This is a genomic window from Tenacibaculum sp. 190524A05c (assembly GCF_964036595.1).
Taxonomy (GTDB): Bacteria; Bacteroidota; Bacteroidia; order Flavobacteriales; family Flavobacteriaceae; genus Polaribacter; species Polaribacter platacis.
On sequence record NZ_OZ038523.1, the window covers coordinates 338,813 to 363,129 of the forward strand.

General features: G+C 31.3%; 20 protein-coding genes. 12 read left to right on the forward strand and 8 right to left on the reverse strand.

Annotation, left to right across the window (positions count from 1 at the left end; all coding sequences use genetic code 11):
* The first annotated feature begins 58 nt into the window (after positions 1-58).
* Together ABNT61_RS01495 and ABNT61_RS01500 are read left to right on the forward strand one after the other, a co-directional pair.
* Positions 59-838, forward strand: coding sequence for a DUF3050 domain-containing protein (locus ABNT61_RS01495; RefSeq protein ID WP_348744562.1), 780 nt, complete (start codon positions 59-61; stop codon positions 836-838).
* The gene (locus tag ABNT61_RS01500) at positions 839-1,798 is read left to right on the forward strand and encodes a glycosyltransferase (protein ID WP_348744563.1); all 960 of its coding nucleotides are present in this window, start codon (positions 839-841) and stop codon (positions 1,796-1,798) included.
* A 157-nt stretch (positions 1,799-1,955) separates the two neighbouring features.
* Here the strand turns inward: ABNT61_RS01500 and ABNT61_RS01505 are convergent, their stop codons facing one another.
* Both ABNT61_RS01505 and ABNT61_RS01510 read right to left on the reverse strand, forming a co-directional pair.
* Positions 1,956-2,660 (reverse strand): copper homeostasis protein CutC, encoded by a 705-nt coding sequence (locus tag ABNT61_RS01505; protein WP_348744564.1) that lies wholly within the window; start codon positions 2,658-2,660, stop codon positions 1,956-1,958.
* A complete protein-coding gene (locus ABNT61_RS01510; protein ID WP_348744565.1) occupies positions 2,660-4,921 on the reverse strand; it encodes a beta-N-acetylhexosaminidase in 2,262 nt (753 codons plus the stop codon). Before ABNT61_RS01510 ends, ABNT61_RS01505 begins: the two co-directional genes overlap by 1 nt.
* 40 nt (positions 4,922-4,961) lie before the next feature.
* Between ABNT61_RS01510 and ABNT61_RS01515 the strand changes: the two genes are divergently transcribed.
* From ABNT61_RS01515 to ABNT61_RS01525, 3 genes are read left to right on the forward strand one after another with little or no spacing between them, the layout of a single operon-like run.
* Entirely contained in the window at positions 4,962-7,883 is a 2,922-nt protein-coding gene (locus ABNT61_RS01515) for a GH92 family glycosyl hydrolase (protein ID WP_348744566.1), read from the forward strand.
* Between the two features lie 4 nt (positions 7,884-7,887).
* Positions 7,888-8,895 carry a N(4)-(beta-N-acetylglucosaminyl)-L-asparaginase gene (locus ABNT61_RS01520; RefSeq protein ID WP_348744567.1) on the forward strand — a complete coding sequence of 336 codons (1,008 nt, stop codon included), beginning with the start codon at positions 7,888-7,890 and terminating at the stop codon, positions 8,893-8,895.
* 10 nt (positions 8,896-8,905) lie between these two features.
* The gene (locus ABNT61_RS01525; protein ID WP_348744568.1) at positions 8,906-10,216 is read left to right on the forward strand and encodes a sugar MFS transporter; all 1,311 of its coding nucleotides are present in this window, start codon (positions 8,906-8,908) and stop codon (positions 10,214-10,216) included.
* Positions 10,217-10,275: 59 nt separating this feature from the next.
* Here ABNT61_RS01525 and ABNT61_RS01530 read toward each other — a convergent pair whose 3' ends face one another.
* The 3 genes from ABNT61_RS01530 to prfB all read right to left on the reverse strand — a co-directional run bounded on the left by ABNT61_RS01530 (position 10,276) and on the right by prfB (position 14,606).
* Positions 10,276-13,062, reverse strand: a complete 2,787-nt coding sequence (locus ABNT61_RS01530; RefSeq protein WP_348744569.1) for an insulinase family protein — start codon at positions 13,060-13,062, stop codon at positions 10,276-10,278.
* A 93-nt stretch (positions 13,063-13,155) separates the two neighbouring features.
* The gene (gene arsC, locus ABNT61_RS01535; RefSeq protein WP_348744570.1) at positions 13,156-13,497 is read right to left on the reverse strand and encodes an arsenate reductase (glutaredoxin); all 342 of its coding nucleotides are present in this window, start codon (positions 13,495-13,497) and stop codon (positions 13,156-13,158) included.
* A 14-nt stretch (positions 13,498-13,511) separates the two neighbouring features.
* Positions 13,512-14,606, reverse strand: a complete 1,095-nt coding sequence (gene prfB, locus ABNT61_RS01540; RefSeq protein WP_348744571.1) for a peptide chain release factor 2 — start codon at positions 14,604-14,606, stop codon at positions 13,512-13,514.
* A gap of 70 nt (positions 14,607-14,676) precedes the next feature.
* On the opposite strand from prfB, the gene ABNT61_RS01545 reads away from it, so the two are divergent.
* Together ABNT61_RS01545 and ABNT61_RS01550 are read left to right on the forward strand one after the other, a co-directional pair.
* Complete coding sequence (locus tag ABNT61_RS01545) at positions 14,677-17,052, forward strand: zinc-dependent metalloprotease (protein WP_348744572.1); 2,376 nt, start codon at positions 14,677-14,679, stop codon at positions 17,050-17,052.
* Between the two features lie 29 nt (positions 17,053-17,081).
* Positions 17,082-18,101, forward strand: a complete 1,020-nt coding sequence (locus tag ABNT61_RS01550; protein WP_348744573.1) for a GntG family PLP-dependent aldolase — start codon at positions 17,082-17,084, stop codon at positions 18,099-18,101.
* Here the strand turns inward: ABNT61_RS01550 and ABNT61_RS01555 are convergent.
* Genes ABNT61_RS01555 through ABNT61_RS01565 form a run of 3 tightly spaced genes read right to left on the reverse strand, consistent with a single transcriptional unit; the run spans position 18,098 to position 19,735 of the window.
* Positions 18,098-18,592: a hypothetical protein gene (locus tag ABNT61_RS01555; RefSeq protein ID WP_348744574.1), complete on the reverse strand. Its 495-nt coding sequence runs from the start codon at positions 18,590-18,592 to the stop codon at positions 18,098-18,100. The two genes, ABNT61_RS01550 and ABNT61_RS01555, sit on opposite strands and share 4 nt — an antisense overlap.
* Entirely contained in the window at positions 18,592-19,236 is a 645-nt protein-coding gene (locus ABNT61_RS01560) for a hypothetical protein (RefSeq protein ID WP_348744575.1), read from the reverse strand. Before ABNT61_RS01560 ends, ABNT61_RS01555 begins: the two co-directional genes overlap by 1 nt.
* 4 nt (positions 19,237-19,240) lie before the next feature.
* The gene (locus tag ABNT61_RS01565) at positions 19,241-19,735 is read right to left on the reverse strand and encodes an RNA polymerase sigma factor (protein WP_348711600.1); all 495 of its coding nucleotides are present in this window, start codon (positions 19,733-19,735) and stop codon (positions 19,241-19,243) included.
* Between the two features lie 122 nt (positions 19,736-19,857).
* On the opposite strand from ABNT61_RS01565, the gene ABNT61_RS01570 reads away from it, so the two are divergent.
* From ABNT61_RS01570 to ABNT61_RS01590, 5 genes are all read left to right on the forward strand, one after another.
* On the forward strand, positions 19,858-20,751 hold the full coding sequence (locus ABNT61_RS01570) for a MerR family transcriptional regulator (protein ID WP_348711602.1): 894 nt from the start codon (positions 19,858-19,860) through the stop codon (positions 20,749-20,751).
* Positions 20,752-20,830: 79 nt separating this feature from the next.
* Positions 20,831-22,300, forward strand: coding sequence for a phytoene desaturase family protein (locus ABNT61_RS01575; protein ID WP_348744576.1), 1,470 nt, complete (start codon positions 20,831-20,833; stop codon positions 22,298-22,300).
* Positions 22,297-23,139, forward strand: a complete 843-nt coding sequence (locus ABNT61_RS01580) for a phytoene/squalene synthase family protein (RefSeq protein WP_348711604.1) — start codon at positions 22,297-22,299, stop codon at positions 23,137-23,139. The genes ABNT61_RS01575 and ABNT61_RS01580 overlap by 4 nt, the downstream gene beginning before the upstream one ends.
* Positions 23,139-23,588, forward strand: a complete 450-nt coding sequence (locus ABNT61_RS01585; RefSeq protein WP_348711605.1) for a beta-carotene hydroxylase — start codon at positions 23,139-23,141, stop codon at positions 23,586-23,588. Before ABNT61_RS01580 ends, ABNT61_RS01585 begins: the two co-directional genes overlap by 1 nt.
* On the forward strand, positions 23,588-24,271 hold the full coding sequence (locus tag ABNT61_RS01590) for a lycopene cyclase domain-containing protein (protein WP_348744577.1): 684 nt from the start codon (positions 23,588-23,590) through the stop codon (positions 24,269-24,271). The genes ABNT61_RS01585 and ABNT61_RS01590 overlap by 1 nt, the downstream gene beginning before the upstream one ends.
* Positions 24,272-24,317 lie beyond the last annotated feature (46 nt).

A 24,317-nucleotide genomic window follows, 5' to 3' on the forward strand; every position in this document is an offset into this window, starting at 1 on the left:
AGAATTGAAATACAAGAATGCAAATCTTTAGATTTGCATTTTTTATTGTTTATAGTTTATGAGTAACATTTCGTTCATAGAAAAAGAATTAGAAGGACTTAGAAAAGAATTAAATCAACACGAGTTATATACATCTCTTAAAAATATAGATGATGTAAAAACTTTTATGGAATCTCATGTATTTGCAGTTTGGGATTTTATGTCGTTGCTAAAGGCATTACAACAAGAGTTAACGTGTACAACATTACCTTGGTTTCCTAAAGTAAATACAAAAACAGCTCGTTTTATAAACGAAATTGTTTTGGGAGAGGAAACAGATGTAAATGAATTGGGAGAGCCTAGAAGTCATTTCGAAATGTATGTAGATGCAATGAAGCAAGCTGGAGCGAGTACTTCAACCATAGCCAATTTTATTTCTGAAGTATATGACGGAACGAGTATTGAAAACGCTTTAGGGAAGAGTGAAGTATCTAAAGAGGTTTTAGAATTTGTAAAATTCACTTTTGATGTTATAAATACCAGAGAACCACATTTAATTGGATCTGTATTTACATTTGGTAGAGAAGATGTAATTCCTGATATGTTTATTGAAATTGTTAAGAATACAGAAGAAGAGAAAAATACCAATTATAGTAAGTTAACATATTACTTAAATAGACACATTGAACTAGATGGAGATGAACACGGACCTTTATCATTAGAAATGATAGAAGAATTATGTGGTGATGACCAACAAAAATGGGATGATGTGTTGTTTTATGCCAAAGAAGCGCTTAGAAAGAGAATTCAGCTTTGGGATGGTATAGTAAAAGAAATAAACGCTTCAGTATTAGCTTAAATGAAATTGAATTTCTCCATAATTATTCCGGTATATAATCGTCCAAATGAAATCGATGAATTACTTGAAAGCTTTATTAAACAAGATTTTAGTGATGCTTATGAAATTATAATTGTGGAAGATGGTTCTGATAATTCTTCAGAAGAAATAGTAGATAAGTATACTTCAAATCTGAATATCAAATATTATTACAAAGAGAATTCAGGAGCTGGAATGTCGCGAAATTTCGGTATGGAAAGAGCAACAGGAAACTACTTCATTATTTTAGATTCTGATGTTATTTTACCAAATACTTATTTGAGTAGTGTGAAGAAGGCTTTGATACAGAACTTTACGGATGCTTTTGGCGGACCGGATAAAGCTCATGAGAGTTTTACTCCTTTACAAAAGGCAATCAATTATTCTATGACTTCTGTTTTTACTACAGGAGGAATTAGAGGAAAAAAGAAAAGTGTTGGTAAATTCCAACCTAGAAGCTTTAATATGGGGATTTCCAAGGAAGCTTTCGATACAACAAAAGGATTTAATCATTACAAAGTAGGAGAGGATATTGACTTATCTTTTCGATTATGGGGAGAAGGTTACGAAACGCAATTAATTTCTGATGCTTATGTGTATCATAAGCGAAGAACAAGTATCAAACAATTTTTCAAGCAAACCTTTTCTTTTGGAACAGCGCGTCCAGAATTAAACAGGAGATTTCCAAGTACAAAGAAAATTACCTTCTGGTTTCCAAGTGTTTTTATTTTAGGATTAGATCTATTTTTAATCTTAGCCATATTCGGATACTGGCAATTTTTAATATGTTACGTTTTGTATTTTGTAGTTTTGTTTTTAGATTCTTTACTACAAAATAAAAGTATTAAAGTTGCTTATTTGAGTATTATAACCACACTTACTCAATTTTATGGTTACGGTTTAGGATTCTTAAAATCTTTTCTATTTAAGAGTTCTGAATAATTTTTAAAGAATTTTCAAATCATTACAATACGTCATTACGAGGAACTAACGACGAAGTAATCTCACTTTTGATTGATAGATTGCTTCATTTCCTTGTACTTCATTCGCAATGACGATAAAATATCTTTGCAGCAATGACATTTTATTAATAGGAATTTTATGAAGAAGTTATAATATTTAAAATTCTTTTTATTTCTTCTGAGTCAGAGACTGTTTGAGGTATTTCATCAAAATTCAAGGCAGGACTTTCTTCAATTGTAATTGAAGCAGAAGCATGAACCTCGGTAAAACCCGCATTTTTGAATTCAGCAACGTTTTTCGAGTTGAGTCCAGATCCAGGTAGAATGATAATCTGATTACTAAATTTCTCCTTTAGATCTTTTAATAACATTATTCCTTCTAAAGCTTTGTTTTTTTGACCAGAAGTTAAAACTCGATTTACTTTTAAATCAATTAATTGCTGTATTCCTTCGATAGGATTCGTAACCAAATCAAAAGCTCTATGAAATGTAAAAGGAAGAGGATAAGCTAATGAAATTAATTCTTTAGTTCTTTCTAAGTCAATAGTATTATCTTTCATTAAAACACCTGAAACAATCCCATTTGCACCTAATGATTTACATTTTATAATGTCTTGTTTCATAATGTCGAATTCGGCTTCGGAGTACACAAAATTCCCGCTTCTTGGTCGAATAAGAACAAAGGTTTCTATGGATAATTCCGAAATTACCTTTTGAATCAATCCATAAGAAGGCGTAATTCCACCAGAATTCAATTCAGAACACAACTCTATTCGATGAGCTCCAGCTTGTTCTGCATTTAATGCCGATTGATATGAATTTGCACAAATCTCTAATTTCATTATTCAATAAGTATTTCATCAATAAAGGTCCAAGCTCGGTAACCACCACCTTGTCTTCCTTTAGGGATAACACCAAAATTAGGAATCTCAATTTTAATCGTTTTGGCTTTTGCATTTTTTAACTTTGCTTGGAAATCCACTAATAATCCTTCATTATTGATATTGAATGTTTGTTTTTCGGTATTGTCAAATTTTATTGACAGCTTTTGAGGTGCATAAATCCACTGACCATTACCATTATAAAATCTTGTTTTAATTGAGTTGATTGTCGTTATACTATCTAAATCTATAGTTATAGTTATATCATCACCAAAGAAACCTAACCATTCTTTATCCCCGTAGCGTTTATTACTTCCAGAAATTCCATTAATTAAAGCTTGTTTTCCTCCCGCGTTATAAGATTCGTTTGGTTCTACACTTAGTGTAATGTTTTTTCCAACGGCTTTGTGTAAGTTAATTCTGTTTTGATGGATATTACTTATTTTATTGGCTCCCTTAAAACTAGCAGCTTTTATTGTAGTTGTTTCATTGATATCTATTGGCTTTGTATATACATTGGAGTTTTCTGTTGGATTGTTACCATTTAAAGTATATCTAATTTGTGCGTCTTTGGTAGCAGATGAAAGAGAATACATAAGCTTGTTATCTTCATTTCTTCCAAGATTTCCAGATACTTCATATAAATGATTAGCGAAATTTACTTTTTTAGATGTTAGTCTATCTTGAAATTGAATTAACCTATTTTTAAAATCTTCAAAATTTTTATGGTCAGGTTTAGACCATAGCACTTCTGCTAGTGCAATTGCTCTCGGAAAAGCCATATATTCAACTTTTTCAGGAGTTTTCATATACTCTGTCCAAACGTTTCCTTGAGCACCTAAAACATATTTAGATTCTTCTTTAGTCAATTCTTCTGGAATAGGATTAAAACTATAAACTTTTTCAAGTGGTAAAAAACCACCAATAGCTAAAGGTTCATTTTCATTTTCTGATTGATAATAATCAAAATAACAATGAGACAATGGAGTTAATATCACATTATGATGTTCTTTTGCTCCTTTAATTGCACCTTCATTTCCACGCCAAGACATTACTGTTGCATTAGGAGCTAAGCCTCCTTCTAAAATTTCATCCCAACCAATAATTTGTTTCCCCTTGGAGTTGATATATTTTTCCATTCTAGAGATAAAATAGCTTTGTAAACCATTTTCATCTTTTAGGTTTTTCTCTTTGATTAATTCTTGACAGAAAGTAGAGTTTTTCCATTTTGTTTTGGGAGTTTCATCTCCGCCAATATGAATGTATTTGCCAGGAAATAGTTCAATAACTTCGTCAATTACATCTTCAAGAAACTTAAAGGTTGTTTCCGAAGGACAATATACTTCATCAAAAACTCCCCATTTTGTGGCTACTTCAACTTTTTCTCCAGTACATCCTAATTCTGGATAAGCGGCAATTGCAGCTTGGGAATGTCCAGGCATTTCTATTTCGGGAATAATTTCTACAAAGCGTTCAGATGCATATTGTACAATCTCCTTTATCTCTTTTTGCGTATAATAACCGCCATATCTTATTCCATCATATTCTTGTGGTTGATCATTATAGTGCCCAATTAAAGTTTCATCTCTAAATGCGGCTATTTCTTGTAGCTTAGGATATTTCTTTATTTCAATTCTCCAACCTTGATCTTCCGTTAAATGCCAATGAAAAGTATTGTATTTCAATGATGCAATAACGTCAATGTATTTTTTAATGAATGATATAGAAAACATATGTCTCGCAACGTCTAAATGCATTCCTCTATAAGCAAATTCAGGTTTATCTTTAATTTCTAAACATTGTATTGCAATTTCTTTTGTATCATTATTTGTTGGTAATAATTGTATTAACGATTGTACCGCATAAAAAGCTCCTTTAGCGGTTTTGGACTTTATTTGAATATCTTTTTCAGTTATTGATAAATGATATTCTTCGTCATTATTAATTTTTTCGTCAATTGAAAAAAGTACTTGAGTTTTCTTTTGAAGTGAGTTTGGAGAAATTCGAAGATTTGTTTTTAAATATGATTGAAAGTAATCGATCACTAAAGATAATTCTTGATCACCAGTAATATGTGTGTTATTAGAAAGTAAAAAAACTCCTTCAGTTATGTTTTGAAAATTAGGCAAAGGAATTATACTTGGTTGAATTGGTTTCTCAATCTTTTTTGCGCACTGTGTAAATGTTAATAGAAGAAGAATGAAGTACTTTAAAATTTTCATTTTAGTATATTAGAATCCTAAAAATAAGAATCTAAACCAAATGAAACCTAAAACAATTCTCCTTTTCTTGATAGGATTATTAGTAACGAATTGTAAAAACAAACCAATTACTCCCGCTAAAATTACCAAACCTTTAATTTCTTATGTGAATCCGTTTATTGGAACGGGTGGTCACGGACATACATATCCTGGAGCAACAATGCCATTTGGAATGATGCAATTAAGTCCTGATACTCGATTAGATGGATGGGATGGATGTTCTGGTTATCATTATTCCGATGAATATATTTATGGATTTTCTCATACACATTTAAGTGGTACGGGTGTTTCAGATTATGGTGATGTTTTATTAATGCCAACAAATGATATTCTTTTTAATAATGGTTCGGATAGTAAAAAAGGGTATCGATCTAAGTTCTCTCATAAAAAAGAAGTTGCAGAGGCTGGTTATTATAAAGTTCATTTAGATGATACAAATATTGATGTTGAATTAACAGTTTCAGAACGAAGTGGTATGCATAAATATCAGTTTCCTTCTAGTGAAAACCAAGTGGTAATTCTCGATTTAATTCATCGTGATGAATTATTAGATGGAGTTATTAATATGGTTTCTGATAAAGAAATATCTGGATATCGATTTTCAAAAGCATGGGCTACCGATCAGAAATTATTCTTCTATATTAAATTTTCGCATTCAATTGAAGGTAAACTAGATCACTTAGTTCCAAAGAATAGAGAACAAATTGCTGGTTTTGTTTTTGAAAACCCAAAGAACGAACCAGTTTATGTTAAAATTGGAATCTCTGCTGTAGATATTGAAGGAGCGAAAAAGAATTTAGATCAAGAAATCGGTAACAAGTCTTTTGAAGAAGTTAGGAATGATGCACAACAAGCTTGGACAAAACAATTAGAGAAAATTGTAGTAGAAGGTGATAATGAAGATTATAAAACTAATTTCTATACGAGCATGTATCATGCAATGGTTGCTCCAAATATATATCAAGATGTAGATGGAAGATATAGAGGAATGGATTTAAAAGTTCATGAAACTAAAGCCTTTGATTATTATACAGTATTTTCTCTTTGGGATACGTACAGAGCTACACATCCTTTGTACACTATTATTGAACAAGAACGCACGAATGATTTTATTAATACTTTTTTAGCGAAGTATGACGAAGGAGGAATTATGCCAATTTGGGATTTATCTGCAAATTATACAGGTTGTATGATTGGTTATCATGCTGTTCCTGTAATTGCTGATGCTTATTTGAAAGAAATTCAAGGATATGATGCAGAGAAAGCTTTACAAGCTATGAAACACTCAGCAACTAGAGACAAATTGGGATTAGCATCGTATAAAAGTCTTGGATATATTCCTGTGGAAAAAGAAAGTGAATCCGTTTCTAAAACCTTAGAATATGCTTATGATGATTGGACGATTGCTCAAATGGCTAAAGTCATGAATAAGTCTGATGATTATAAAACTTACACAGAAAGAGCTCAAAATTATAAGAATATTTTCGATCCGAAATCTCAATTTATGAGAGGTCGTTTTAGAAATACTTGGTTTGCTCCATTTGATCCTTATGAAGTAAACTTTAATTATACAGAGGCTAATGCTTGGCAGTATAGTAATTATGTTCCTCAAGATATTTCAGGATATATGAAGTTGCTAGGAGGTAAGTCAGTTTTAGAGAAGAATCTGGATACACTATTTAAAGCGGAAGCAGAAACTTCTGGTCGTCATCAAGTTGATATTACAGGATTAATTGGTCAGTATGCACATGGAAATGAACCAAGTCACCACATGGCATATTTGTACAATTTTGTTGGTAAACCTCATAAAACTCAAGAAAAGATTCAGCAAATTTTAACTGAACAGTACACAAATTCACCAGATGGAATTTCAGGAAATGAAGATTGTGGGCAAATGAGTGCTTGGTATATTTTTAGCTCTTTAGGATTTTATCCTGTAACACCAGGATCGAATCAGTATATCATAGGAAAACCTTTATTTGATAAAGCTTCCATCAATTTAGAAAATGGTAAAGTATTCACCATTCAAGCCAACAATCTCAATGATAATAATAGTTACATAAAAGAAGCATTCTTAAATGGAGCATCGTTGAATAGAACGTATATCACTCATGAAGAAATTATGAATGGAGGAACTTTAGTTTTTGAAATGACAAATACTCCTTCAGATTGGGGAACAAAAGAAGAAGAACTACCTATAACTAAGATTGACGAACATGTAATAGTTCCTGCACCTTTCATAGAAAAAGGAGATGTAGCCTTTAAAGGAAGTACCGAAGTTGTATTGTCAAATGTTGAAAAAGATGTAAGTACTTATTATTCATTAAACGGAAATACATTTCAGGAATATAAGAGTCCTTTTACCATTGAAGAAAAGTCGACATTACAAGTTTATTCTCAAAAAGGAGAAATTAAAAGCTCCGTCATTACTACAGATTTCTATAAAATTGATCCAAATATTAAAATCGAATTAAAAACTAAATATGCGAATCAATATAATGCAGGAGGAGATAACGCTTTAATTGATGGAATTTTAGGAACAGAAGATTTTAGAACAGGAACATGGCAAGGATACTGGAATGAAAATGTTGAGGCCATAGTAGATCTTGGTAAAATTAAAACAATTTCAAATGTGCAAGTCAACTTTTTGAGAGACCAACGTTCTTGGATTTTCTTACCAACCAATGTTGAAATCCATCATTCTGTAGATGGAAAAAGATTTCGAAAAATTAAAGATTGGAAAGCACCAAAATCTTTTAATACGGATGATGTGGAAATATCAAGTGTTATTGCTTCTCAAAAAATTAAAGCAAAATATATTAAGGTAGTTGCAAAGAAACTTGGAAAGTTACCAGAATGGCACTTGGGATATCCTCATGATGGACGATCATGGATTTTTATAGACGAAATAATGATAAAATAATAGGATGAAAGGAAAAAATAGAATAAAAAATACGATGATTTTTACAGTAGGTTTGTTTGCTATTACATTCTTACAGAGTTGTAATTCGAATACTGTTTCAAATAAAGAAGTAGTAAATGAGATTCTAAACACAGAGAAAATAACACCAGTTGTTATCGGAACTTGGAATTTTCCAAAAGCTATTGAAGCAGCAAGTCAAGTTCTTAAAAATGGTGGATCTGCATTAGATGCCGTTGAACAAGGATGTAGAGCGGAGGAGGCAAATGCAGAGAATCAAACCGTTGGAATTGGAGGATTACCTGATAGAGATGGAAATGTAACTCTTGATGCTTGTGTGATGAATGAAAAAGGAGATTACGGAGCCGTGGTTGGAGTTCAAAATATAAAGCATGTAGTTTCTTTAGCCAGAAAAGTTATGGAAGATACACCACATGCATTGTTATCTGGTAGAGGTGCAGAGCAATTTGCTGAATCTATAGGTTTTGAACAGGAAGAATTATTAACGGAGTCTTCTAAAAAAGCTTGGGAAGAGTGGAAGATAAAATCGGAATATAAACCGATTATTAATATAGAAAATCACGATACGATTGGAATGCTAGCAATGGATGCTGAAGGAAATATTTCGGGAGCTTGTACCACAAGTGGATTGGCTTATAAAATGGCAGGCCGAATCGGAGATTCTCCAGTTGTTGGAGCAGGATTATTTGTGGATAATGAAGTAGGAGCAGCAGTAGCAACAGGATTAGGGGAAGAGGTATTAAAAACCGTTGGAAGTTTTTTAATTGTAGAGCTAATGCGACAAGGGAAATCCCCACAAGAAGCATGTGAGGAAGCCATTAAAAGAATTGTAAATAAACCGAATAGTAATTATAAAGATTTCCAAGTATGTTATATCGCCATGAATAAAAAAGGAGAAGTAGGAAGTTATGCAATTCATGAATGGTTTAGTTATAACATTTATACAAACGGAGAAAGTAAAAACGTAAAGTCAGATTTTTATCTGAAACCATAATTAATAATATATGTCTACAACCAATAAATCTTACAAAACAGCTTTTATTTTTTTAACAACATTATTTTTCCTTTGGGGGTTTATCACTGTTTTAGTTGATAGTTTAGTACCTCGTTTGAAAGATGTTTTTGAAATGTCTTATGCAAAAACAGTTCTAGTTCAATTTGCCTTCTTTACGGCATTTTTTATAGTATCTGTTCCAGCAGGAAAATTGTTAAGTAGAATAGGCTATAAGAAAGGAATAGTTTTAGGATTAACAATTATGGCAATTGGTTGTTTATTATTTTATCCGGCTTCATCTTACAGAAGTTTCTTAGTGTTTTTAACAGGATATTTTACCTTGGCTGGAGGAATTACAGTTTTGCAAGTTGCGGCTAATCCATATGTGGCTTTATTAGGAAGTGAAGATGGAGCTTCTAGCCGTTTAAATTTATCACAAGCCTTTAACTCATTAGGTACAACTATTGCTCCAATTGTAGGTGCATTATTTTTGTTAAGTGATACAGTTAAAACATCTGAAGAAATAGAGCAATTATCTGAAGCAGCGAAATTAGACTATTATGCAGCTGAGGCAGCTACAGTGCAAACACCGTTTCTTTTTATAGCTGGTTTTATTGGAGTCTTAGCTTTAGTTTTTTCATTTATTAAGTTGCCAAAAGTAATGGAAGAAAGTCCAAAAGGAGGATATCTTTCATTATTAAAGAATAAGGTAATGCTTCTAGGAGCGTTAGGAATTTTTGTTTATGTTGGAGCAGAGGTTTCTATTGGTAGTTTTTTAGTAAACTATTTTCAGGATATGGATTTGGCAGTAATCATTTCTCAAAACGAAACAATGATGAATATTGCAAACACAATTGCTAGTGTTTTTAATAAAACCTTTTCAAATTCAGATCCTAAGTCTTTGTTAGGAATATTTGTAATATTTTATTGGGGTGGAGCAATGATAGGACGATTTATAGGAGCCTATTTAACAAAAATTATTTCACCAGGAAAAGTACTTGCCATCTTTGCAATTTTAGCTGTAGTTATGATCGTGATTTCTATTGCTACAACTGGTTTAATTTCAATGTGGTCTATATTAGCAGTCGGATTATTTAACTCTATAATGTTCCCAACAATTTTCACATTGAGTTTAGAAGGTTTAGGCGATTTAAAAGCTCAAGCTTCAGGATTATTATGTATGGCCATTGTAGGAGGTGCTATTGTGCCTTTTGTATTTGGAGGACTAATTGATAATTTCGGATTCAAAACAGCATTTATACTTACGCTTTTATGTTACGCATATATTTGGTATTTTGGTCGAACTAAGTCACTTAAATAAGAATATATAAAAAAAGCTCGCAAATTTGCGAGCTTTTCTTTTTATATAGAGATTTAATCTTATTTCTCTGGATTCATAATTCCTAAGATATATCCACTAGATAGATACTTCTTAGCTAATTTTTGAATGTCTTTAGCTGTTACAGCATTTACTCTTTCTTCAAAAGTAAAGATGTCATCTGGATTGTTTTTAGAAAAATCAATTCCTTGTAATGTATTTAACCAGAATCTGTTTTTCTTCATATCTTCTTTATGATCATTAATCATAGCTTTTTTAGCTTTCGATACATCTTCCGCAGATGGACCGTTTTTAATTAACGACTCCACTTCAGCAATTGAAATATTCTTTAATTTTTCTACATTTTCTGGAGCACATGGGAATGAAATAGACATGCTATATCTTCCATATGGTAATTTTCTCATATTACTTCTGGCTCCAGCAGAATATACTCCACCTTCTTTTTCGCGTAATTTTTCAATTAACTTAATACTTACTACTTCTCCAATAAAATCAAAAGTTAAAGCATCTTTATCATTGTAATCAGCTTCTCCTTGGTACATAATTCTTACCATACTTTTAGGATCTTTTCCTTTTTCAACAACTTTCTTGTGCATTCCGGTTAATGGACGGAAAGAACTTACTTTATATGATTCATTAGAGTTTTTACCCGGTAAACTTGCAATATAAGTAGTAGCAAACTTGGTTAATTGTGCTTCGTCAATATTTCCAACAAAGTAGAAGTTGAAATCTCCAGCATCTGCAAAACGCTCTTGATATTTCTTATAAGCTAAGTTGTAATCCGCTTTCTCATATTTTTCAGGAGAAGGGAATCCAGTATAACGAGGATTTCCAGCATTAGTGAAATCACTCATTTCTTTTTGGAAGAAGAAATTAGGATTTGCTAATAAATTTCCTAAGAAACTTTTTTGCTTATTTACATAAGAATTAAATGCCTTCTCATCTTTATTTAACGCTGTAAAGTATAAGTGGACTAATTGGAATAATTCTTCTAGATATTTAGGAGCTGCAGATCCTGAAAATCCTTCGCTTAATCCACCGATATATGGATTAACTCGGGCAATTTTACCAGACATCATTTTGTTCATATCATTTAATCCAAAACCATTAACACCAGCCTCTGATAATCCTCTATTCGCAAAAGATGTTGCTTGTAATTCTGCATCTGTATATAAAGAAGTACCTCCATAACTGAATGATGTAAATAAAATTTCATCATTTTTAAAGTCAGTCTTTTTGAAAGTTACTTTAGCACCATTGCTTAACTCAAGAGTTTTTGTTCCTAGCTTTTCATTAGTTGTAACCTTTACTACTTTTCCAGGAGTTGGCATTTTAGTAATCATAGAAGCAGCAACAACTTTGTCTTCATATGGTTTTAAATCCATCGTTTTAACGTCGTTTAACGCCTTAGTTACTTGTGCTTCTGTTACTATCTTTTTTGGTCCAGTAATTACTACAACGCGGTTGTCATCATGTAAAAAGTTTTTAATTAAACCATTTACTTCATCAATTTTAATTGAAGGTAATAAACCTAAAGTAGCTTTATAATTCCATTCTACACTTGGAACAGGACGGTTATTTAAAAATCCTGATACCATTCCTCTTGTGATTCTTGCTGATTCTCTTTTGTCTTTATCTTTAAATGATTTTTCAATACGAGAAATAATATTCTTTTTAGCTCTTTCGAACTCTCCAGGTTGGAAACCATATCTCTTTACTCTTTCATTTTCTGTTAATAAAGCTTCTAATCCTTTCAATTGTCCATCTGCACTTGTACTAGCTACAGATTGAAAAGCCATTCTATCTTTAGCCCATGTTCCACCATAATAGCTGTAACCGTAAACAAAAGGGGGATTTTCATCATTTGCTAGTTCTTCAAATCTGTTATTAATCATTTGATCAAATAAATTATTGATTAATGAATTTCTGAAGTCAGCAACAGTAGTACGAGGTTTTTTATCTTCATAATCTTTGTACATTAATTGTACTCTAGAAAATGCAGCTTCTTTATCAGCTTCAATAGCGATAAAAGTTTCTTTGTGATTTTTTAAAGTGTATTTTGGAACTTTTCTAGGGTTTGTAGCCGCAGGAATTTTTCCAAAATGATCTTTAATCTTCTTTTCAAGAGTGGCAACATCAACATCTCCAACAGCAATTACTGCCATTAAATCTGGACGATACCAATCTTTATGAAAACGACGAATACTTTCATATTTAAAGTTTTCAATGCTTTCTTTTGTTCCAATTGGAAGTCTTTTTGCATATTTAGAACCGTAAGCAACTTTGTCTAAATAGTTTTCTAACATTCGAGAGTTTGCATCTCTACGAGAACGGAATTCTTCAAGAACAACTCCACGTTCTTCGTCAATATCCTTGTCTAATAATGAAGCAGCATGTGCCCAGTCTTCAATAATTTGAAAACCTTTCTCTAGTTTTGCTTCATCGTCACTCGGAATTGGTAAAATGTATACTGTTTGATCAAAACCAGTATAAGCATTTAAATGTGCACCAAATTTTACACCAATTGATTGTAAATAGTCAACTAATTCGTTTTTCTTAAAGTTTTTGGTTCCATTAAAGTTCATGTGCTCCATAAAGTGAGCTAAACCTAATTGATCTTCATCTTCAAGAACAGATCCCGCTTTAATTGCTAAACGTAATTCAACTTTATCCGCTGGTTTAGGATTTTGCTTGATAAAGTAGGTTAAACCATTCGAAAGTACTCCTGTTTTAACGGAAGGGTCATTTGGAATGTTTTTGGTTTTTTGTGCTATCGTAACTTGAGATACGAATAGCGCGATAGTTAATAATTTTAGGATATTTTTCATAGTAAATTAAAAGTTTTAACAATGGCGAATATACATTGAAAGTTATTTAACAAATAACTTTCAATGTTAATAAGTGTTAATGGTTCAACAATTTTATAAAATTGAAGTGATGTTTTCTGGAGGTCTTCCTACGATAGCCTTTGATTTATTGACTACTATAGGTCTTTCGATAAGTTTTGGATTTTCTATCATAGCGGTAATAATTTCTGAATCACTTAAGTCTTTCCCTTTATAATTTTCCTTCCAAATTTTCTCGTTTTTACGAACAAGTTCCAATGGAGAAATAGAAAGCAATTGAATTATTTCAGTTAATTCTTCTTTTGTTAACTGGTCGTCTAAATATTTAACTACGGTAAAATCTTTACCGCTTTCTTCCAAAATGGCTAATCCTTGTCTAGATTTAGAGCATCTAGGATTATGGTATATTTTTATCATAATATAGTTTTAGTCTAATTTTCTTTTTGTCCCATCATCATTAAATATGCTTTTAAAAACGGATTTATATTTCCATCCATAACAGCATCAACATTTCCAGTTTCGTGAGCAGTTCGCACATCCTTTACTAATTTATAAGGATGCATTACATAATTTCTAATTTGGCTTCCCCACTCATTCTTCATTTTGTTTGCTTCAATATCGGCACGAGCTGCTTGTCGTTTTTGTAGTTCTATTTCATATAATTGAGATTTCAACATTTGTAATGCTGTAGCTCTATTATCATGTTGAGATCTAGAATTAGAACACTGAATTTGAATTCCAGTAGGTTTATGGTGTAATTGAACTTTAGTTTCTACTTTATTTACATTTTGTCCACCAGCACCGCTAGATCTTGCAGTTGTAATTTCTATATCTGCTGGGTTAATTTCAATTTCGATAGAATCATCTGCAACAGGATAAACATATACAGAAGAAAAAGAAGTGTGACGTTTTGCATTACTATCGAAAGGAGAAATTCTAACCAATCTATGTACTCCATTTTCCCCTTTTAGCCATCCGAAAGCATAGTCTCCATCCACTTCAATAGTCACTGTTTTTATACCAGCCGTATCACCACTTTGATAGTTTAGGGTTTTTAATTTAAATCCATGTTTTTCTGCCCACATCGTGTACATACGCATTAGCATTTCAGTCCAATCACAACTTTCAGTTCCTCCGGCTCCAGCAGTAATTTGAATAACAGCACTTAAACTATCACCTTCTTCAGAAAGCATGTTTTTAAATTCAATGTCTTCTAAAATTGTACTTGTTTTTTCAAACTGTTCAGCAATTTCTTTCTCATCTACATCACCTTCTTTGTAGAAGTCATAAAGCACATTTAAATCTTCGCTAAGCGTAACTATTTCATTATAATCATTAACCCACTTTTTCTTTAATCGTAATGATTTCATAAGCGTTTCAGCCTCCTTCGGGTTATTCCAAAAATCAGGATTAGCAGTTTTTTCTTCCTCATTCGAAATCTCTATAAGTTTTTGATCAATGTCTAAATAATCTCTAAGCTTTTCTACTCGATTTTTAATGTTTTTTAATTGGTCGAATGTAATCATGAGAGCAAAAATAAGGTAAAAAAAAGATTTACTATTTTTATCTTTCTTTAAATCTAAACCAAAAAATTATATGAGATTTTCACTATACATTTTATGTTGTTTTTTTTCATTTACTTCATATGCTCAATTTTTTCAAGGGAAAAAGGAAGTGAAGAAAAGTAATGGATTTATCCCATTTTACTACAATGAAAAAACAGACGAAATCTTTTTAGAAATAGATAAATTAGATACCGAAATTTTATATGTAAATGCGTTATCAGAAGGTGTTGGGTCTAATGATATTGGTTTAGATAGAGGTCAACTGGGTAGTGGAGTAGTCGTAAAATTTAAAAAAGCAGGAAATAAGTTGTTGTTAATACAACCTAATCAAGATTTTAGAGCAGTAACTAATAATGTAGAAGAAAAAAAATCTGTAAAAGAAGCTTTCGCAAAATCGGTATTGCATGGTTTTAAAATACTAAAAGAAAAGAATAATAAATATTTAATAAATGCTACTAATTTTCTAGTAAGAGATGCACATAAAGTAGCAGCGAGATTAGCTTCAAATAATCAGGGTAAATATCGTTTAGATAAGAGTAAAAGCGCATTTCATTTGGAAAGAACTAAAGCTTTTCCAAAGAACGTAGAATTCGACGTTATGCTAACCTTTTCTGGAAATGCAAAAGGATATAATATTAGAAGCGTTACACCAAATCCTTCTCTGGTTACAGTTCATCAACACCATTCTTTTGTTGAATTACCCGATAATAATTATAAACCACGTGTTTATGACCCTCGTTGTGGTTCATGGCAGATGACATATTTAGATTATGCAACTCCAGTAGATCAATCGATAAGAAAACGCTTTATTTATAGACACAGATTGGAAAAGAAAAATCCTAATGCCCAAGTTAGTGAAGCAGTTGAGCCAATCATTTATTATTTGGATAGAGGAACTCCTGAACCTATTCGTTCTGCTTTGTTAGAAGGCGGTAGATGGTGGAATCAAGCTTTTACCGCTATTGGTTATAAAGATGCTTTTCAGCTGAAGATGTTGCCTAAAGATGCTGATCCTTTAGATGTGCGATATAATGTAATTCAATGGGTACATCGTTCTACAAGGGGTTGGAGTTATGGAGGGAGTATTTCAGATCCTAGAACTGGTGAAATTTTAAAAGGTCATGTAAGTTTAGGTTCTTTACGAATTCGTCAAGATTTTTTAATTGCTCAGGCATTGCAAACACCTTATAAAAATGGTAATTCTGATGATAAATTTGCTCTTGAAATGGCTTTAGCTAGAATTCGCCAATTGTCTGCACATGAAATTGGTCATACTTTAGGTTTTGCTCATAATTTTGCCGCTAGCACAAATAACAGATCTTCAGTTATGGATTATCCTCATCCACAACTTAAAATTAAAGATGGGAAAATTGATTTTTCTAATGCTTATGACATCAAAATTGGAACTTGGGATAAAGTTACTGTTGCTTATGCGTATCAAGATTTTCCAAATAATGAAGAGGAAGGATTAACTAATATTCTAAATGATGCTTCAAAAAAAGGATTACGATTTATTTCTGATGCAGATGCAAGACCAAAGGGAAGCGCACATGCTTATGCTCATTTATGGGATAATGGAAAAGACGCTTCTGAAGAGTTAATAAATGTGCTTAATATTAGAAGAGTGGCGATTAAAAACTTTTCAATAGATAATATTAAAACAAAGCAACCTTATTCTGTATTAGAAGATGTTTTTGTACCGCTATATTTTTTCCACAGATATCAAACGGATGCAGCTTCAAAGTTAATAGGAGGTTTAGATTATTCTTATGCTGTTAAAGGCCAAAAAGAAACTGTAGTTGAGAGAATAGAAGGAAAGACCGAAAGAAGAGCATTACAAGCACTTTTAAAAACCATTGATGTAAAAGAAATAGCAATTCCAAAACGTTTATTAAAACTTTTTCCGCCAAGAGCATATGGATATGGAAGAACAAGAGAAAGTTTTAAAAGTAAAACAGGAGTCGCATTTGATCCTTATGGTGCGGTTCAAACTAACGTAGCATTTACATTAAGTTATCTGTTGCATCCTGAACGTGTAAATCGTGTTATTCAACATTATAGTATTGATAATACTCAGTTAAGTCTTAGTGAAATACTTAACAGTTTAATTGACGTTTCTTTAAAGAAAAATTATAAAGATTCTTATTATCAATCATTGAATACAATTGTATTGAAAGAAATTATTTTAAATTTATTTTATTTGCAGAATAGTTCAGTTTATTTCGAAGGAAAGGCAATTGTCAATGAAAAAATTAATGACATAAAATTGTATTTAGAGAAAAATAGAAATACAATAAACAATCAATTTATAGTATTGATTAATGATTTCAATAAAAATCCTTCAAAATATAAAAAGAAACCTGAGGCATTAAAAATGCCTGATGGTTCTCCAATTGGATCAAAATAATTTTCTATAAACTAAAATATACTCTACGAATGGAAATAAACTTAATAAGCGATACTGTAACAAAGCCAACTGAAGGAATGCTAAAAGCAATGATGAACGCGAAGGTGGGAGATGATGTTTTTAAAGGAGATCCAACAGTAAATTTATTACAGGAAAAAGTTGCAGATATGTTTGGGATGGAAGATGCTTTATTTTTTCCATCAGGAACAATGGCAAATCAAACCGCTATTAAGTTACATACCCAGCCAGGAGATAAGTTGTTTTGCGATAAATGGGCTCATGTATATAATTATGAAGGAGGAGGAGCAGCTTTCAATGCTGGAGTTTCATGTAAATTGATTGATGGTGATAGAGGAATGTTTACAGCAGATCAATTACGTTATGCAGCAGAAGGTAGATCAGATATTCATGTACCATATTCAAGGTTAGTTTGTATTGAGAATACTACGAATAAAGGAGGAGGAGCTTGTTGGGATTTTGAAGAATTAAAAAAAGTTGAACAGGTTTCAAGAGAATTTGATTTAGCTTATCATTTAGATGGAGCAAGATTATTTAATGCTTTAGTTGCAAAGGATGAAACTCCAAAACAGTATGGCGAATTATTCGATACCATTTCAATTTGTTTATCAAAAGGACTTGGAGCTCCAATAGGTTCAATATTAGTTGGAAGCAAAGATCATATTTCAAAAGCGCTAAGAATTAGAAAATTATTCGGAGGTGCGATGCGTCAGGTAGGATATTTAGCAGAGGCTGCAAATTATGCTTTAGACAACCATGTAGAACGTTTAGCAGAGGATCATAAAAAGGCAAAAGAAATAGAAACTACATTAAGTGAACTTCATTATGTAAAGAAAGTAGAGCCTGTTGAAACGAATATCGTAATCTTCTATGTAAAAGATAACTTAGATCCAATACAATTTATTGATTCAATGAAAAGTAAAGGGATTTTATTAACTCCAATGGGTGAAGGAAAAATTAGAATTGTTACCCATTTAGATTACACTGATACAATGCACGATAAACTTCTAAAAGAGTTAAGAAACTTTTAAAAGAACACTCGAACAATAGGAGAGAAGGCAGAACCGTAAATACTCTTATTGTTATCATATAAAACATCATAACGCATACCAATTGCAAAATTGTTGCTTATTTGGTATGCTCCTCCTAAATAAAGAGAAGGATAGTTGTAACTATCTTTAATATCACCAAAAGTACTGTTGACAAATAATTGTTCGAATTCAGCAGAAAGCTGTATTTCATAAATTGGGTTGAAGAAACTTAATATTCCTGCACTATACACGTTTGATTTTACATCATTTCGTTTTGAGTATTGATATCCAAGATTTACACCTAATGCTACAGACTCGTTGAATTGGTATATTGCTGTGGGTAATACAGCTATGTTAGTAGTATTATTTCCGAAGTTTAATCCAACAGCACCACCAAATCGTACATTCTCCCAAAAGCTACTTTCGTCATTTTCTTGAGAAAAACCGATGATACTAAAAGAAAGTATAGCGAGTAAAAAAAGTTTTTTCATTAGGCATCTAGTTTAGCTAAATCTTTATAATTCTTCTTTAATTTACGTAGTAAAATTCCGTAAAGAAGGTAATAAAAAAGTGCTAAGAATGCAAGAGTTATTGTAATTACAATAGTTTGAGAAACGATAAACATTGTAATTAATTTAGAACGATCTGTTATGTTAACTGCTTCTTCTGGCATCAACATTTCAATTCCGTTTGGCGTATTAAAGATGATAATATTGAAAATAACCATTAATAAAATTCCACCAATAATGTTATAAGCAACGTAGTATTTTACCGTTTTACGCGTTTTAATGATTTTGGTCATTAGACTTTTGGTGTTATCCGTAGTGTTAATGGATATGTAGTTTTTATAGAAAAGATAAAGGAAAACAATTACAACAAGAATATTCACATAATATGAATAATTCAATAACGTCAACATATTCAATTCACTGTAAACATCAATATATTTTGTTTTTGAAACAAGAATATTAAGAATTGCCAGAAAAACAAATTCTAATAATCCAATAATAAATATCCATTTTACGATTGATGATGATCGTAATTTGGTCATTCTATAAATATCAACTTTTGATACTTTTTTGTCATCCTCAGGTTGATTATCCCAAGCTTGTTTATATTTATCTAATACATCCATATGGTTATGGGTTTAGTATTTTTTTTAATTTATCTTTTGCTCTGTTCATTTTAACACGAGCATTAACTTCACTAATACCTAGAGTTTCTGATATATCTCTGTAAGATTTGTCTTCTAAATACAGAAAAACTAACGCCTTGTCGATATCATTTAAATTTTGAATGGCTTTGTACAAGGATTTTAATTGTCGTTCTTCTGTATCATCATAATCAACAGATTTAATCTTAAACGCAATATCAGAAATATCCTGTGTTTTAACGGATTTTGTAGACTTACGATATAATGAAATAGCAGTATTTAAAGCTACTCTGTACATCCAAGTACTAAATTTTGCATCCCCTCTAAATTTGGAATAATTTTTCCAAACTTGAATTGTAATTTCCTGAAACAAATCATTATGATCATTTGAATTTGTAGTATAAATTCTACATATCTTATGAACTATATTTTGATTCGATTCGAAATCGTTTAAAAATTTGTCTTCAAGACTTTCTGACACTATTTTCTCAGGTTAGTTTAAACAATAAGTAGGCCGAATATATAAAATGTTACACATTAACAATTAAAATTTATGATAAAGCTAGAAATTTCTTATCTTTGTTTAATAAAAGCCTTGTAAAGTTGAACAATATAAAGACAGTTTTTACCATCAAAGACCTTGAAAATATCTCAGGAATCAAGGCCCATACGATACGTATATGGGAAAAACGATATAATTTATTGGAGCCAAATAGAACGGATACTAACATTCGTTATTATTCTACTGAAAGCTTGCTGAAATTGTTAAATGTTGCGCTTTTGAATAAGCATAATTTCAAGATTTCGAAAATCGCTGAAATGTCAGAAGAGCAAATTGTAACAAATGCTAGAGAATTAGCTTTTAAGTATGCAGTGAATGATGAAGCAATTAATGCTTTTAAAATGTCGATGTTCCAGTTTGATAAGGTGCTATTCAATAACACTTACAATAAATTATTACACAAAAAGACATTTAGACAAATATTTAAAGAGGTTTTTCTACCTTTTTTAAACCATATTGGATTGTTATGGCAAACAAATACGTTAATGCCAGCGCATGAACATTTCATTTCTAATTTAATTATTCAAAAAATACAATTGAATACGGAGAAATTAGAATATGCCGCTACTAATGAAGATTACACTTATGTTTTATTCTTGCCAGACGGAGAGATTCATGAAATTGGTTTAATGTACTTAAATTACGAATTGGTTTTAAGAGGGTGTCAAACTATTTACTTAGGTCAGAGTTTACCGTTAGACAATTTAAATTACTTTTTTGAAGGCGAGTTAAAGGTTTGTTTTATTACTTCAATGACTGTTAAACCATATGACGATAAGTTACATGATTACTTTAAAGAAATAGATGATATCTTAAAAGGAACAGATCATAGACTTATTGCTGTAGGTAAAAAGGCTGAACAGGTAAAAACTCTTGATTTCAATTCTAATATTTCATTATATCCTTCTGTTATAGAGATGCTTGAGGAATTTTAATTTTTTTGTTTAAATATTTCTTAAAAAGATTAAACATTTAATTTTTTTTTATACTTTTATACAAACAAAATTTATCCTCTTGAATAAAAAAATTTCAATAATTGGTTCAGGTTTTTCGTCCTTAGCGGCTGCCAGTTACATGGCAAAAGCTGGATATGAGGTTACTGTTTTTGAAAAGAACAATACCTTCGGAGGAAGAGCAAGTCAGTATTTAACTCAAGGTTTCACGTTCGATATGGGACCAACATGGTACTGGATGCCAGATGTATTTGAAAAGTTCTTTGCAGATTTTGGTAAAAAACCTTCAGATTACTACCAACTCGAAAGATTAGACCCAGCTTATCAAGTATACTTCGGAGAAAACGATAGTATTACCATTCCAGGAAACTTTGAAGAAATCTGCCAGATTTTTGAACAAGAAGAAAAGGGGAGTTCTAAACATTTAAGAAAGTTTATAAAAGCGGCAAAAGATAATTATGACATTGCCGTAAAAGACATTGTTTACAGACCCGGTGTTTCCCCCTTAGAACTAGTAACTCCAAAAACAGCGGTAAGAGTTGGACAATTCTTTTCAACCATTAGGAAAGAAGTTCGAAAGAATATCAAAAGTCAAAAACTAATTCAAATATTAGAATTCCCCGTTTTATTTTTAGGTGCTAAACCTAGTAATACTCCTGCTTTTTATAATTTTATGAACTATGCTGATTTCGGCTTAGGAACATGGCATCCAAAAGGCGGAATGTATAAGGTTGTAGAAGGAATGGTTACTCTAGCAGAACAACTTGGAGTAAGTTTTGTAAGTAATGCAAATGTTGAAGAAATCGTTCTAGATTCTAATAATAAAGTAGAAGCCATTATTATTAACGGTAAAAGATTAGAAACAAATTTAGTTTTAAGTGGAGCAGACTATGCACATACAGAAACACTTTTACCTAAAGCTGTAAGACAATATTCCACAAATTATTGGAACAAAAGAGTTTTTGCTCCTTCTTCATTATTATTTTATGTAGGATTCGATAAAAAATTAAAAAATGTAGAACATCATACTTTATTTTTTGATACTGACTTTGATGTTCATGCTGAATCTATTTATGACACGATAACTTGGCCTGAAAAGCCATTGTTTTATGCTAGTTTTCCAAGTATAACTGATGGCGCTTTAGCTCCTGAAGGAAAAGAAGCAGCAACATTTTTAATTCCGTTGGCTCCGGGTTTAGAAGATACTCCTAAATTAAGAGAAAAGTATTTTAATATCATCATGGAAAGATTAGAGCAATTAACTGGACAAGATGTAAAAGAAAATATTATCTTTAAAGAGAGTTATTGCGTAAATGATTTTATTAAGGATTATAATTCCTTTAAAGGAAATGCTTACGGATTAGCTAATATTCTGACACAGACAGCCTTTTTAAGACCAAAGATTAAAAGTAAAAAGGTTAAAAATTTATATTTCACAGGACAATTAACGGTTCCCGGACCGGGTGTACCCCCGTCATTAATTTCGGGTAAAATAGCTTCAGACTTAATTCTAAAAACTTCCCTTTCATGAAAAGTATTTTTGACAATGTTTCCTACAAGTGTAGCAAATTAGTAACTAATAGTTATAGTACTTCTTTTTCATTGGCAACAAGAATGTTATCTCCTTCAATACGAGAACATGTTTATAACATATATGGTTTCGTTCGATTCGCAGATGAAATCGTTGACACCTTTCATGATTATGATAAAGAAGGATTGTTAAATAGGTTTGAAAAGGACTATTATCTTTCAATGCACCAAGGAATTAGTTTGAATCCGATTTTGAATGCATTTATTCATACCGTTAAAAATAATAATATTACAGATGATTTGGTTCAAGCTTTCCTTAAAAGTATGCGAGCTGATTTATCGAAGACAGAATATAAAACCGAAGAAGAATATAACGAATACATTTATGGTTCGGCAGATGTTGTTGGGTTAATGTGTTTAAGAGTATTTGTAAAGGGAGACGAAGAAAAATATAACAAATTAAAAGAACCAGCTATGCGACTTGGTTCAGCTTTTCAGAAAGTAAATTTCTTGAGAGATTTAAAGGATGATGTAGAGCTATTAAATCGTTCGTATTTTCCAAACGTCAATTTAAAACAATTAGATAATAAGTCTAAAGAAGAGATTATCAAAGAAATAGAAGCAGATTTTGAATTTGCTTTTTCTAATGGTATTCTTCAATTACCTGTTGAGGCAAAATTTGGGGTATATATGGCTTATAGATATTATAGAAAGTTGTTGAAAAAGTTAAAAGCAACTCCATCCGCTAAGATTATGGATACCAGAATTAGGATTTCTAATCCAATGAAGATAAATTTGTTGGCAAGAAGTTATGTGAAATATAAACTAAACCTTATTTAATGATATTTGCGTTAGTTACTTTAGGTACATTTTTATTGATGGAAGGTATTACTTGGTGCACACATAAATATGTGATGCACGGTTTTGGGTGGTATTTACACGAAGATCATCACCAACCTGGTTATCCACATGTTTTTGAGAAAAATGATGCTTTTTTCGTAGTTTTTGCTATTCCGAGTATGATGTTATTTTTCTTTGGAATTAGACCAGAGCTGAACTTCTTGTTTTTTATTGGTTTAGGTATTTTATGTTATGGTATTGCTTACTTTTTAATTCACGATGTATTGATTCATCGTAGATTTAAGTGGTTTGATAAAACAGATAACTGGTATTTTAAAGCGTTACGTAAGGCGCATAAAATTCATCATAAAAAAATGGGTAAGCAGGAAGGTGAATGTTTCGGAATGCTTTTCGTACCATTTAAGTATTTCAGAGAATATTTAAAATAGTGATATACTTATATTTACTTCTGAATTTAGGATCATTGAGTATTCCTTTACTGTATTCTTTTGAAAAGAATATGAGATTTATAAAACATTGGAAAGCCGTTTTATTATCACTTACCATTGTAGCTACAATTTTTTTAATTTGGGACGCTATTTTCACCCAAAATGGAGTTTGGGGATTTAATCCTGATTATCATTTACCTTTTTTACTTTTCGGAATGCCAATAGAGGAGTGGATGTTCTTTTTTTGTATTCCATACGCTAGTATATTCATCCATTATTCATTAGAATATTTCAAACCAAATCTTTTAATTCCACAATCAATTACAAGAGCAATTACAATAACAATAGTCGTAATACTTATTCCAATTTTGATCTACAACTTTGGAAAAGCATATACTACGGTGAATTATTTGTTTCTTATTGCTTTATTAGTAGTAAGCTTCTTTTATGGAATTGAACATTTAAGACGATTCTATATTGCATTCTTAATCATATTAATTCCGTTTTTCATAGTAAATGGAATCTTAACTGGAACTGGATTGGAAGAGCCTGTTGTTTGGTACAATAATGATGAGAATTTAGGAATTCGTTTGTTAACTATTCCTGTTGAAGATATTGGATATGCATTTACAATGCTATTTGGGAATGTATTTTTAATCGAAAAATTTAAGAAAAAGGAATAATAAAAAAAGCCTTCCAAGATTGAAAGGCTTTTACAAAACTCCGATA